The 13,047-nt window shown below is 56.9% G+C and carries 11 protein-coding genes and 2 pseudogenes; 9 read left to right on the plus strand and 4 right to left on the minus strand.

The window, feature by feature from the left end:
* Nucleotides 1-44 precede the first annotated feature (44 nt).
* The 4 genes from gyrB to dnaA form a co-directional block, all read right to left on the minus strand.
* Entirely contained in the window at nucleotides 45-2,465 is a 2,421-nt protein-coding gene (gene gyrB, locus B3520_RS17095; protein WP_286876481.1) for a DNA topoisomerase (ATP-hydrolyzing) subunit B, read from the minus strand.
* Nucleotides 2,466-2,480: 15 nt separating this feature from the next.
* Nucleotides 2,481-3,590, minus strand: a complete 1,110-nt coding sequence (gene recF, locus B3520_RS17100) for a DNA replication/repair protein RecF (protein WP_286804911.1) — start codon at nucleotides 3,588-3,590, stop codon at nucleotides 2,481-2,483.
* Between the two features lie 22 nt (nucleotides 3,591-3,612).
* The gene (gene dnaN, locus B3520_RS17105) at nucleotides 3,613-4,716 is read right to left on the minus strand and encodes a DNA polymerase III subunit beta (RefSeq protein ID WP_024461784.1); all 1,104 of its coding nucleotides are present in this window, start codon (nucleotides 4,714-4,716) and stop codon (nucleotides 3,613-3,615) included.
* A 61-nt stretch (nucleotides 4,717-4,777) separates the two neighbouring features.
* Nucleotides 4,778-6,319 (minus strand): chromosomal replication initiator protein DnaA, encoded by a 1,542-nt coding sequence (gene dnaA / locus B3520_RS17110; RefSeq protein ID WP_286804910.1) that lies wholly within the window; start codon nucleotides 6,317-6,319, stop codon nucleotides 4,778-4,780.
* Nucleotides 6,320-6,694: 375 nt separating this feature from the next.
* Here dnaA and rpmH point away from each other — a divergent pair, with 375 nt between their 5' ends.
* From rpmH to B3520_RS17155, 9 genes and pseudogenes are all read left to right on the plus strand, one after another.
* Nucleotides 6,695-6,829 carry a 50S ribosomal protein L34 gene (rpmH, locus tag B3520_RS17115; RefSeq protein WP_024461782.1) on the plus strand — a complete coding sequence of 45 codons (135 nt, stop codon included), beginning with the start codon at nucleotides 6,695-6,697 and terminating at the stop codon, nucleotides 6,827-6,829.
* Between the two features lie 45 nt (nucleotides 6,830-6,874).
* Entirely contained in the window at nucleotides 6,875-7,258 is a 384-nt protein-coding gene (gene rnpA / locus B3520_RS17120) for a ribonuclease P protein component (protein ID WP_286804908.1), read from the plus strand.
* 4 nt (nucleotides 7,259-7,262) lie between these two features.
* The gene (yidD, locus tag B3520_RS17125) at nucleotides 7,263-7,511 is read left to right on the plus strand and encodes a membrane protein insertion efficiency factor YidD (protein ID WP_081666103.1); all 249 of its coding nucleotides are present in this window, start codon (nucleotides 7,263-7,265) and stop codon (nucleotides 7,509-7,511) included.
* Nucleotides 7,512-7,513: 2 nt separating this feature from the next.
* A complete protein-coding gene (yidC, locus tag B3520_RS17130) occupies nucleotides 7,514-9,193 on the plus strand; it encodes a membrane protein insertase YidC (protein ID WP_286804907.1) in 1,680 nt (559 codons plus the stop codon).
* An 11-nt stretch (nucleotides 9,194-9,204) separates the two neighbouring features.
* Nucleotides 9,205-10,569, plus strand: coding sequence for a tRNA uridine-5-carboxymethylaminomethyl(34) synthesis GTPase MnmE (gene mnmE / locus B3520_RS17135; protein WP_414673676.1), 1,365 nt, complete (start codon nucleotides 9,205-9,207; stop codon nucleotides 10,567-10,569).
* 161 nt (nucleotides 10,570-10,730) lie between these two features.
* Nucleotides 10,731-11,454, plus strand: a pseudogene (locus tag B3520_RS17140) (phage integrase SAM-like domain-containing protein); the annotation flags it as partial.
* A 211-nt stretch (nucleotides 11,455-11,665) separates the two neighbouring features.
* Nucleotides 11,666-11,926 (plus strand): helix-turn-helix domain-containing protein, encoded by a 261-nt coding sequence (locus B3520_RS17145; protein ID WP_286804913.1) that lies wholly within the window; start codon nucleotides 11,666-11,668, stop codon nucleotides 11,924-11,926.
* A 32-nt stretch (nucleotides 11,927-11,958) separates the two neighbouring features.
* Nucleotides 11,959-12,528 carry an Hsp20/alpha crystallin family protein gene (locus tag B3520_RS17150; protein ID WP_286804906.1) on the plus strand — a complete coding sequence of 190 codons (570 nt, stop codon included), beginning with the start codon at nucleotides 11,959-11,961 and terminating at the stop codon, nucleotides 12,526-12,528.
* Nucleotides 12,529-12,625: 97 nt separating this feature from the next.
* Nucleotides 12,626-13,047: pseudogene (locus tag B3520_RS17155) on the plus strand (Clp protease ClpC); the annotation flags it as partial.

Below are 13,047 nucleotides of genomic sequence, written 5' to 3' on the forward strand. Positions count from 1 at the left end.
CCCGCCGTTTTATTATGGCAATCACCAGGAATTGTGGCAGATTCCTAGACGTCCAGGTTCGCCACGGCCAGTGCATTGGATTCAATGAACTCCCGGCGCGGCTCCACATGGTCGCCCATCAGGGTGGTAAAGATTTGATCGGCGGCAATGGCATCCTGCACCGTTACCCGCAGCATACGCCGCGTTTCCGGGTTCATGGTGGTATCCCACAGCTGTTCGGGGTTCATTTCACCCAGCCCCTTATAGCGCTGAACGTTATAGCCCTTGCGGGATTCCTTCATCAACCACTCCAGACCTTGATCAAAGCTGCTGATGGCCTGGGTCTTTTCGCCGCGCTGGATATAGGCGCCATCCTCGATTAGGGTCACCAACTTTTCGCCCAGGGACATGATCGCCCTGTATTCACCAGAGTGAAAGAAGTCATGGGTGAACGGGTAGTGGTGCGACAGGCCGTGGGCAATGATCTCGATCTGCGGCAGGAACAGGTGACGCTCGGTGTCTTCGCGCACGGTAATCAGATACCGCTGGCTACCATCGCGGGTATCCAGGCTCAGACGGGCCAGCAATTGATCGCACCACTGCTGGATATGCCCCTGGTCGGTCAGGTGCTCGGGCGTCAGGGACGGCAGGTACACCATCTGTTCCAGAATCTCGCGCGGATACAGGCGGGACAGGCGCTCAATAGTGTCCATGACCGAGCGGTATTCGTACACCAGCTTCTCCAGCCCTTCACCACTGATGCCCGGGGCATCGGCGTTGACGTGCAGGCTGGAGCCCTCCAGGGCGGACTGGGTCAAAAATGCGGTCAGCGCCGCTTCATCCTTCAGATACTGCTCGAACTTGCCCTTGCTGATTTTATACAGCGGCGGCTGGGCGATGTAGACGTGGCCCCGCTCGATCAGCTCGCGCATCTGACGGAAGAAGAAGGTCAGCAACAGGGTGCGGATGTGAGAACCATCCACGTCGGCGTCCGTCATGATGATGATGCGGTGGTAACGCAGTTTGTCGGGATCGAACTCCTGCTTGCCGATACCGCAACCCAGAGCGGTAATGAGCGTGCCCACTTCGGCGCTGGAGAGCATTTTATCGAACCGGGCCTTCTCAACGTTCAGGATCTTACCCTTCAGGGGCAGGATCGCCTGGGTCTTGCGTGCCCTGCCCTGCTTGGCAGAACCACCGGCGGAGTCACCCTCCACCAGGTAGACTTCAGATAATGCCGGGTCTTTCTCCTGACAGTCCGCCAGCTTGCCGGGGAGGCCGGCAATGTCCAGAGCGCCTTTGCGACGGGTCATTTCCCGGGCCTTACGGGCCGCCTCACGGGCGCGGGCGGCATCGATCATCTTGCTCACGACCGCCTTGGCTTCGTTCGGGTTTTCCAGCAGATACTCACCGAAGATCTGGTTCATTTCCTGCTCAACGGCGGTCTTCACCTCGGAAGATACCAGCTTGTCTTTGGTCTGGGAGGAGAATTTCGGGTCCGGGACCTTCACGGAAATGATCGCGGTCAGGCCTTCCCGGGCATCGTCACCGGTAGTGGATACCTTGGCTTTGGCGGACAGGCCTTCCCGTTCAATATAGGCGTTCAGGGTACGGGTCAGTGCCGCGCGGAAGCCCGCCAGGTGGGTGCCGCCATCGCGCTGGGGAATGTTGTTGGTGTAGCAGAACAGGTTTTCCTGGAAGGAGTCGTTCCACTGGAGGGCAATTTCCACCCCAATGCCGTCTTCCCGCTCAGCGGAGACAATGTGGACGGTCTTGTTGATCGGGGTTTTGTTGGCGTTCAGGTGCTCAACGAAGGCTCTCAGACCGCCTTCATACTGGTAAACCTCTTCCTTCCCGGAGCGCTCATCCTTCAGAACAATTCGAACACCGGAGTTCAGGAACGACAGTTCCCGCAGGCGCTTGGCCAGCAGCTCATACTCAAACTTGATATTGGTAAAGGTTTCCGCCGACGGTTTGAAGTGCAGTTCGGTGCCCGAACTATCGGTTTCACCCACGATGGCCAGGGGCGACTGAGGAACGCCGTGCTTATACACCTGCTCATGGACCTTACCGCCACGGCGGATGGTCAGCTTCAGCTCTTCGGACAGGGCGTTAACCACCGAAACCCCCACGCCGTGCAGGCCGCCAGACACTTTATAGGTGTTGTCATCGAACTTACCGCCCGCATGGAGGACGGTCATGATGACCTCGGCCGCCGATACACCCTCTTCGTGCATTTCGGTGGGAATACCGCGTCCGTTATCGGAGACAGAGACAGTCTCATCCGGGTGGATGACAACGCGAATTTCCGAACAGTGACCGGCCAGGGCCTCGTCAATGGAGTTATCCACGATCTCAAACACCATATGGTGCAGGCCGGAACCATCGTCCGTGTCGCCGATGTACATACCGGGCCGTTTGCGGACCGCGTCCAGGCCCTTCAGGACCTTAATACTGGACGAGTCGTAATTTTTCTCTTCTGACATAAACTAGCTCCGATTTCACTGCTGTTCGGTATTCACGTCCGCGGTGACAGTACCCTGTTCCACGTGGAACACTCTGGTTATAGCGTCTGGCCGGTCTTGCCAATCCGCCAGAAGCGACGGCTTATCAACACCGGTAATAAATACTTGAGTCTCAAGCTTATCGAGCCAATCCACCAACGTAGCCCGGTGATCCCCGTCGAGCTCTGCCGGCAGATCATCGACGAGGTAAATACACCGACCGCCGGTTTCCTGGGCGTAGACATAGCCCTGTGCGATTTTGAGCGCACAGACCACCAGCTTCTGCTGACCTCGAGACAGAATATCCCCGGCTGGTTGCCCTTCGACATTGATTCGAAGATCAGCCCGATGACTGCCGGATTGGGTATACCCCATTTGGCGGTCCCGTTCGAAGTTATCCGCAAGCACTTCCTGGTAGGAGCGGTTTTTATCCCACCCTCTCTGATAGGACAGGCTGACGCCGGGGATGCGAATAAACTCTTCAAGCAACCTGAGAAAAACCGGCCGGAATCGCTCAATGGTTTTCTCACGGCACTCGTGGATCTGTTGAGTAAGATTGGACAGCTCACGGTCCCAAACGCTCAACTCACTGGTTTCTATTCTATCACGTCGCAACAGGCTATTGCGTTGTTTCAGACAGCGCTGTGCGGCCTTCCAGGCGGGAAAGAACGAAGGTTCCACGTGAAACACCAGCCAATCCATAAACTGCCGGCGGACCTTGGGACTTCCCTCCAAAAGCAGAAAGGTATGGGCGTCGATGACCTGCAGGGGAAGCATCGCGGCCAATTCCGCCAGAGAGCCCACCGCCCGGCCATTTACCTTGAAGTTGACCTCTCCGGTCAGAGCGCGTTGCAAGCCCACCGGGATTCGGCTTCCCTGGTGCTGAATCTCGGCAAACACCGTGAATTGCTCTCTGCCCCACTGAATCAGCGGCTTGTGCTTGTGACTTCTGAACGAGCGGCCGAGGGCCAAGGTATGAACCGCCTCCAGTACGCTGGTTTTACCGGAGCCGTTTTGACCGTAAATGAGGTTGGTGCGTGGAGAGGGAGTCAGGCTCACACTCTCCAGATTTCGCAAAGATTGGATACTCAGGCGGGATACAGACATAAAGGGCGCCGAGACGCCTCTATCAGAGGCGCATCGGCATTACGACGTAAAGCGAATCTCCATCCTCGGGCTCCTCAAGCAGCGCACTGCTGTTGGCATCGGACAGGGTCATCTTGATGTGATCCGCGGAAATGACATTGGCCACATCCTGCAGGTAGCTCACGTTGAACCCCATCTCCAGGGAGTCGCCGCTGTAATCCACCGCCACCTGCTCTTCCGCTTCTTCCTGCTCGGGGTTATTGGCCACAATCGTCATGACCCCATCGTCGAGCAACAAGCGTACACCGCGGTACTTCTCATTGGAGAGAATGGCGGTGCGACCAAAGGCCTGCTTGAGCTCGGAACGGGGACCGAACACCACCTTGTCGCCACCGCGAGGCAGCACGCGCTCGTAATCGGGAAACTTGCCGTCCACCAGCTTGGAGGTAAAGGTGTAATCGCCGGTCGCCACCCGGATATGGTTGGCGCTCAAGGTAACATCCACGGTATCGTCGATATCATCCACCAGACGGGAGAGCTCCAACACACCCTTACGGGGCAGAATCGCCTGAATGGTGTCCTCGACGCTCACGGGCACCGGGCGGGTGCACATCGCCATGCGGTGACCATCGGTGGCCACGGCCCGCAACTGACCCTCTTTGACCTCCCACAGCATGCCATTCAGATAATAGCGGACATCCTGTTGTGCCATGGCAAACGCGGTGCGCTCGATCAACCGCTTGATCTCCCGCTGGGGGCAGGCAAACTGCAGATCGCTGGGGCCGTCTTCCACATTGGGGAAGTCACTGGCCGGGAGCGTTGATAGGGTAAACCGACTGCGGCCGCTCTTTACCACCATCCGCTGCTCATCCTGTGCGAACTCGATGCTGGCACCTTCCGGCAAAGAGCGGCAGATATCGACCAATTTGCGCGCGGGAACCGTTACTTCGCCGGCATCGGCCGGAGCCTCCAGCGGCACCCGGGCGACGATTTCCACTTCCAGGTCGGTGCCGGTCAGAGACAACTGTTCACCATCAATCACCATCAACACATTGGACAACACCGGCAGCGTTTGGCGGCGTTCTACCACCCCTCCGACCAGCTGCAGGGGCTTCAACAAAGCTTCGCGGGACACGACAAATTTCATTGGGTCTCTTCCTGTTATTCCTGTTAGGTGTTTTCCTGAATCAGGGATTCACGGTGAACAATCAAGTCGTCAGGGAGCGCAGCAGATTCTTCATATCCTCCCGGATATCCGCATCCTCTTCCTGCATCTGTTTTATTTTGCGACAGGCGTGCAAAACGGTGGTGTGGTCCCGCCCCCCAAACGCCTCGCCAATTTCCGGCAGGCTATGGTTGGTCAGCTCCTTCGCCAGGGCCATGGCCACCTGGCGCGGGCGAGCCACAGAGCGGCTGCGTCGCTTGGACAGCAGATCGTTCAGCTTGATCTTGTAGTACTCACCCACCACCCGTTGGATATTATCTATGCCCACCTGCTTATCCTGCAAGGCGAGCAGATCCTTCAGCGCTTCGCGCACCAGATCCACATCAATAGGCCGCCCGGTGAACTGAGCGTTCGCCACTACCCGCTTCAAAGCGCCTTCCAGCTCACGCACATTGGAGCGAATGCGCTGGGCAATAAAAAACGCCGCTTCGTGGGGTAAATCGATGTGGCTCTGATCGGCCTTCTTCATCAGAATCGCCACCCGGGTTTCCAGCTCCGGAGGCTCCACTGCCACCGTCAGCCCCCAGCCGAACCGACTTTTCAGCCGCTCTTCCAGGCCATTGATTTCCTTCGGATAGCGATCGCAGGTCAAAATGATCTGCTGGCCACCTTCAAGCAGCGAGTTGAAGGTATGAAAGAACTCCTCCTGAGACCGTTCTTTGCCGGCAAAAAACTGGATATCGTCAATCAACAGTGCATCGACAGAACGATAATAGCGCTTGAAGTCATTGATGGCATTGAGCTGCAGCGCCTTGACCATATCGGCCACAAACCGCTCCGAGTGCAGGTAAATCACCTTGGCATTGGGATTCTTGTCGACCAACGCATTACCCACTGCCTGCATCAAGTGGGTCTTACCCAGGCCGACACCACCATATATAAAGAGGGGGTTATAGGAACCGCCGGGGTTCTCGGCCACCTGTCGTGCTGCGGCCAACCCCAATTGGTTCGACTTACCTTCGACAAAGCTGGTGAAGTTGAACGTCCGGTTGAGGTTGTTGTTGTGCTTGAGCGCCCCTTCCACCTCAACCGTATTATTGACCGATGGTTGAGGGGCGGGCTCGGCCACCGGTGGGGCCTCGGGCCTCTGCCCCGCCGGCGCTTCACTGGGTGCGGATCCGCCCATTCGACCAAAACCCGACGGTTCCGCTCCCAGGGATTCACCAAAAGAGGCTCCGGTACCGGGTTGTCCCTGCGGGTACACCGGCCTGGTCGAGGATTGATTGACCGGGCGTCGCGTCCCGACGCCCCCGGGGCGGGAACCGATACCCACCTCAACACTGAGGGGTTGGTCGGATTGAAAATCCTCAACCAGCTCGCGAATTCGGTGCAGAAACTTCTCGTTGACCCAGTCGCACACGAACCGGTTGGGCGCCAACAGCCTGAGTTGCCCGGATTCCGCATCGGCATCTATCTGCAGCGGCCGTATCCAGGTATTGAACTGCTGGGGAGGCAGCTCGTCCTGTAGACTCGACGCGCAAAGTTTCCAAACAGATTCCGGCAAAACCGCTTCCCCCCGGTGCATTATTATCCAAAAAAACGGATGCTAGTGTACTCTCTATAAAAGTAGTTATCCACAGTCCGGGAATCTTTTTTTCCGCATAATTTTTGTTATTACCAGTGTCTTTTCAATAAGTTATCTGAGCAACCGTTCTACCTTTACCCACAGATACAGCCTTAAAAACCGGTCATTTTTTAACCACAAACTGTGGATAACCTGTTATTATCCTATTGACAAGCACCGCATAACCGGGAATAACTGCATACCCTGTTTTATTTAGGCAGAAAAACCGAGAAACCCCCATCAATCCGTTGCCTTTAGCCCCGATTTTCTATAAAATCGCGCCTCTTTTCCCGCCTGGTGCGGGTTTACCAGGAATTCGAACGGCAGGTTACTTCCATGAAAAGAACATTTCAGCCCAGCGTACTGAAGCGTAAGCGCACCCACGGTTTCCGTGCTCGCATGGCCACCAAAAACGGTCGCGCTGTACTGGCTCGTCGTCGTGCCAAAGGTCGCAAGGCTCTGGCCGTATAAGCGTGCCCGCCTTTGCGCTGCACCGTTTATAGTTGTCAGAGTTAAGTGGCTTCCCAGGCTTTTCCCAAAGCACATCGGCTGCTTACCTCTGACGACTTTCAAGCGGTTTTCGCGGACGCCCCGTTTCGCGCCTCCCACAAGCATTTCCTGATATTGGCACGACCCAATAAGCACACCGCTGCTCGCCTCGGGTTGATCATCGCCAAAAAACACATCCGCAACGCCACCGAACGCAATCGGATGAAACGTCTTATTCGGGAAACTTTTCGTCGCCAACCACCGAACTTTTCCGGTATTGATGTTATTGTATTGGCGCGAAAGGGCATGGACAGTCTGGATAACCGCACCCTAATCGATCAACTGGACCGACAGTGGTTGCGCATTGCCCGCAAAGCACTGGCGGCTTCCGCCTCCGAATCGACAGGTTGACCCCATGCGTTGGCTGGCACTTCGACTGATTTGGCTCTACCGTTACCTGCTCAGTCCCTGGGTGGGCAATCAGTGCCGTTTCTATCCAAGCTGCTCCCACTACGCTGAAGAGGCGATCGCACGTCACGGATTCCTTCGCGGGGGTTATCTAACCGTTCGCCGACTATTAAAATGCCACCCTTGGCATCCAGGGGGCGAGGATCCTGTTCCGGCCCACCCCAATCACTCACACCCTACTGATGGCAGTAAATAAAGATGGATTGGCAAAAAACCCTGTTAATCACGGCCATGTGCGCCGTCGTGTTCACTCTGGTTATCCGCTACAACGACTTTCAGGAAAACCTCGCGGAAACCTCCAGCCAGACGCGCTCGGAGCAGACCGCTTCCAATGACAACGACAGCGGCATTCCGGACGCAACCGATACCGCCAGCGAGCTGCCTTCAGCCCCGGGGGATTCGGCCGACGATGCCGAGGTACCAAGTCAATCGAACACCGCCCGCCAACCCATTCGTGTCGAGACCGACACCCTGATCGTCAACATCGATCCGCGCGGCGGTGACCTGGTGTATTCGGCCCTGCGTCAGCATTACGCTGAACTGAACCAGCCGGACAACCCTTATGTGCTGCTCAACAACACCGCGGCCCAGACCTATGTGGCCCAGAGCGGCTTGGTCGGGCGCAACGCCACCGATACCCAGGACGGCGAACGCCCGGTCTTTCAGTCCAGCCAGCAACAGTACCAACTGGCCGAGGGCGACGATCAACTTCAGGTGGATCTGACCTATCAACAGGGTGATGTGACCATCACCAAACGCTATACCTTCGAGCGCGGTGAATACCTGGTCAAACTCGATTACCTGATCGACAACCAGAGCGCCGAACCCTGGCAGGCCAATCTGTACGGCCAGATCAAACGCGATAACTCGTCCGCCGGCGCCGGTCCAGGTGGACTCTTTGCCATCAACCCCTACCTGGGCGCCGCCATCACCACGGACGATGAAAAGTACAAGAAACTGGACTTTGAGGATCTGAGCGAACAGACCTTCAAAACCCAGAAAGAAGGTGGCTGGGTAGCCATGGTGCAACACTATTTTGTCAGCGCCTGGGTACCGGATGCCGGCCAGACCCACAACTACCATCTCCGTCAGTTGGGTAATCGCAACATGTACCTGCTCGGCTTTACCAGCCCGAGCACGGAAGTCGCACCTGGCAGTCAGGGACAGATCTCTGCCGAGTTCTACACTGGCCCCAAAGACACTCAAAAACTGGAGCAGATTTCCCCCTACCTGGACCTGACCGTCGACTACGGTTGGCTCTGGTGGATCGCCAAGCCACTGTTCACGGTTTTGGACTGGTTGCACGGTTTCCTGAACAACTGGGGTTTAGCAATTATTGCTTTGACAATTATTATTAAAGCAGCATTCTTCAAGCTAAGCGCCACCAGCTATAGGTCCATGGCGAAGATGCGCAAGCTCAGTCCAAAAATGGCCGAGCTGAAAGAGCGTTATGGGGATGACCGCCAAAAAATGTCCCAGGAGCTAATGAAGCTCTATAAAAAGGAAAAAGTGAACCCGCTGGGGGGTTGTCTGCCCATTCTGATTCAGATGCCGGTGTTCCTGGCGCTGTACTGGGTATTGATGGAAAGTGTCGAGCTGCGCCACGCGCCCTTCTTCCTGTGGATTCAGGATTTGTCGGTCAAGGACCCCTACTATGTGCTGCCTTTGCTCATGGGCCTGACCATGTTCATTCAGTTCAAGCTGAACCCGACACCGCCGGACCCGACTCAGGCAAAGATCATGCAGCTGATGCCCATTGTGTTCACCTTCCTGTTCCTGTTCTTCCCGGCGGGTCTGGTACTGTACTGGGTAACCAACAACACCCTGTCCATTACCCAGCAGTACATTATTACCCGTCAGATTGAACGCGAGGGGTAAAAAGCAAACTCGTGAGTCTGACGCCCACCGACACCATCGCCGCCATCGCCACCGCCACGGGTCGCGGTGGTGTCGGTATTATCCGCCTGTCGGGCCCCCAAGCCCGGGCGATCGGCGAACAGATCACCGCGCAGCCCCTCAAACCCCGTCACGCACATTACCTTCCGTTTCTGAATACCCAAGGTGAAGCCCTGGATCAGGGCATTGTCCTGTTTTTCCCGGGACCCCACTCCTTTACCGGAGAAGACGTTGTCGAGCTTCAAGGCCACGGCGGCCCGGTTATTCTCGACTGGCTGTTGCGCAGCGCCTGCGAGCGGGGTGCCCGACTGGCCCGTCCCGGGGAGTTTTCCGAGCGCGCCTTCCTCAACGACAAGCTGGACCTCGCCCAGGCCGAGGCCATTGCGGACCTGATTGACGCCTCCAGCGAGCAGGCCGCCCGCAGTGCCCTGCACTCGCTCCAAGGCGCTTTCTCACACAAGGTCAATGAGTTGGTGGAAGCCCTGATCGCCCTGCGCATCTACGTGGAGGCCTCCATTGACTTTCCCGAGGAAGAAATCGACTTTCTCAGCGATGGCAAAGTGGCCGGAGACCTTGCCGACATTCGCCAGCGGCTGGACGCCGTGTTCGCCCAGGCCCGTCAGGGCACGCTATTGCGCGACGGAATGAATGTGGTGATTGCAGGCAAACCCAACGCGGGTAAATCCAGCCTGCTTAATGCCCTGTCGGGGCGCGACAGTGCCATTGTCACCCACATCGAGGGCACTACCCGGGACGTCCTGCGCGAACATATTCACATCGACGGCATGCCCCTGCATATCATCGACACCGCCGGCCTGAGGGACACGCCGGATGAGGTGGAGAAAATTGGGGTGGAGCGGGCCTGGCAGGAAATTCATAGAGCCGACCGGATCCTGCTGCTGGTGGACAGTCAGAGCACTGAGGTCACTGATCCGGCCGCCCTGTGGCCGGAGTTTGTCCAGCAACTACCCGACCCCGGCAAACTGACGTTGATTCGCAATAAAATCGACCTTACCGGCGAGCCGGAAGGCGTGCGTCACGACGATCCGGTCTGTCTGGCCATCAGCGCCGCCAGCGGAGCTGGCATAGAGGCACTGAAGCAGCACCTGAAAAGCGTCATGGGTTTTGAGGATGCGGGTGAAAGCACCTTTACCGCCCGCCGCCGTCACCTGGACGCGCTGGAGAGGGCCCAAACCGCTCTGGACAACGGCTGGGAGCAACTGCAGCTTCACGCCGCCGGCGAACTGCTCGCCGAGGACCTGCGCCAGGCCCAAGAGTGCCTGAGCGAAATCACCGGTCAGTTCACTCCAGACGACCTGCTGGGCCGCATCTTTTCCTCCTTCTGCATCGGGAAGTGAAACGGCCAAAAAGATCGAAAAGCATCCAATAAAATACAAATAAGCCATTGTTTTATAAAGAAATTTATTCTATTTCTTTGCAGGCAGTTTGATCCGTTTTGCCCCCTCTTGCTCCGTTTGTGCTCCGAGTATAAGTTTTCGGAGCACAAAAGGAGCAAAACATGAAAATCACTATCCAGAAACGCGAACCAGATAAGAACGGCCACCGTGCCTTGCGACTGGTCTACTATCACGGTTCTAAGACGGGTCAGGACGGTTCTCGGGCGCAGAAGCGCTCATATGACCCCTGAACCTGTTCCTCTACGACAAACCCCGCCTTCCGGCGGAGCGTGAGCACAACAAGACCGTGAATCAGAAGGCTGAGGCCATCCGGGCAAAACGGCTGTTGGAAATCGAGTCCTGGAGAGGTTCCGGCACTACCTTCAGCATGAAGCCACCACCAAATCCGGAACCAAACTGGCCAAGAACACGACCAGCAGTTACTTCAACAAGGTTCGGGCAGCGCTCAACCAGGCTTATCGGGACGGCATTGTCCGCGACAACCCGGTTCAACAGGTCAAGTCCATCAAGCTGGAGAACACGAAACGGACTTACCTGACCCTGGAAGAGGTCCGGGCTCTAACCAAAGCCGAATGTCGGTATGACGTTCTGCGGCGGGCTTTCCTGTTTTCCTGCACTACTGGCCTTCGCTGGTCAGATATCCACAAGCTGGTCTGGGGTGAGATAGAGGAATTCGCCGATGGCCACTACCGCATCATTTTCCGGCAGAAGAAGCTGGTAAATGCCGGAAACTCACTTCAATACCTGGATCTACCAGATTCAGCGGTGAGATTGTTGAATCTGGACAATCGCGGAAAGCCAGGTGATAGGGTATTCAAGGATTTATAACACAGTCATCTCGTAGAGTATTTATGCCGCATTGCGGTACTCAAATGGCGTCATGTCATTGAGTGAATCGTGCGGTCGCTGGATGTTGGCTCTTGACTTTTGGCATGTTAGACCTAATCTTTTGCTAAGTCTTGCAAGAATTTCCTCGAGCGAGGCCGCGTGACGCGCGGAACTTGTGGGGGGTGTTATGGCAGCGCGCCAGTAAGCGATCTTCACACTCGACGAGTTGGCTGCCTGCTTGAAAGTCGGCAAGCGGACGCTTTACCGGCTCGCCGCGCACGGGGAGATTCCGACCTTCAAGGTCGGCGGGACGTGGCGGTTTCGTCAAACTGAAATCGATCGATGGATCAATGATCAGATCCAGGCAGGCAGAAAGAAGGAGGTGATACGCACAGATAAGCAGCCAAAGTCAGCGGAACATCCCGTGTTGCCTGGGCGCGCTGTCCGTCGCCGCGAGCAAACGGATTGAGTGAGTCTTCAATTGATTTCTGGAGGTGTGACATGGATATTGATTTCAAGAAATTGGCTCCCTGGAACTGGTTCAAAAAGGAGCAGGAAGAACAACAGAGCGCTGCCTCGCTGCCCGTGCAGCGCAATGACCTGCCGGTGGCAGGCGGTCCCGTCAGTCCCATCCTGCAATTGCATCGCGAGATCGACCGCCTCTTTGACGATGCGTTTCGAGGCTTCGGTTTTCCGGCGCAGGCCATGCCTCGATGGCCGTCGGACTTGCCGGGCATGCTGAAGCCGGTAGTTGACATCCAGGAAACCGACAAGCAGTACAAGATTTCTTTGGAGGTTCCCGGCGTCGAGGAAAAAGACATTCAGATCACGCTCGACAACGACGTGCTGATGGTACGGGGCGAGAAACGCCAGGAGCAGGAAAAGAAGGAGGGTGGCTTCCATCGCGTCGAACGCTCCTACGGCAGTTTCCAGCGTGTCCTGAACCTGCCTGACAACGCCAACCAGGAATCGATCAAGGCCGCCTTCAAGAACGGCGTGCTCACGATCACGATGGACAAGAGCGAGGCCAGTGCGCCTAAGCAGGGCCGCTCGATCCCGATCAACGGCTGACGCCGATCGGCTCGTTCTCCACAGAAAAACCAAGTGAATGGCGAGGCGCCGTAACCTACGGCGTCTCGTCAAATCAGTCCTCTCAAGGAGCATCAGCATGGCCAGAAAACAATGCCAAGTCTGCGGCCAGCCCGCCACGATGCGAATGGAAGCCAATCTCAATGGTCGCCACAGCACCATGCTGTTGTGTGACGATCACTATCGCCAATTGGTGCGCCAGCAAAAGCGCACCGTCTCGCCGCTGGAGGCTCTGTTTGGCTCGCGCAGCGGCCTGTTCGAAGACTTTCTCGGCAGCGACCTCTTCCGCATCGGTGGCGATTCGCCGTCGGGTGCGGCCGATACCGACGAGGTGGTCGGTGCCTCGTTCGGCGAACCCGCCCCGGCTGCTACGGGTACAACGCGCCGGCGCGGCAGTGGGCTCGCCAGCCGCATCAGCGAACAGTCCGAGGCTTTGTTGCAGGAGGCCGCTAAACATGCCGCCGAATTTGGCCGCCCCGAAGTCGATACCGAACACCTGCT

It is taken from the genome of Marinimicrobium sp. UBA4509 (assembly GCF_002388575.1).
GTDB lineage: Bacteria > Pseudomonadota > Gammaproteobacteria > Pseudomonadales > Cellvibrionaceae > Marinimicrobium > Marinimicrobium koreense.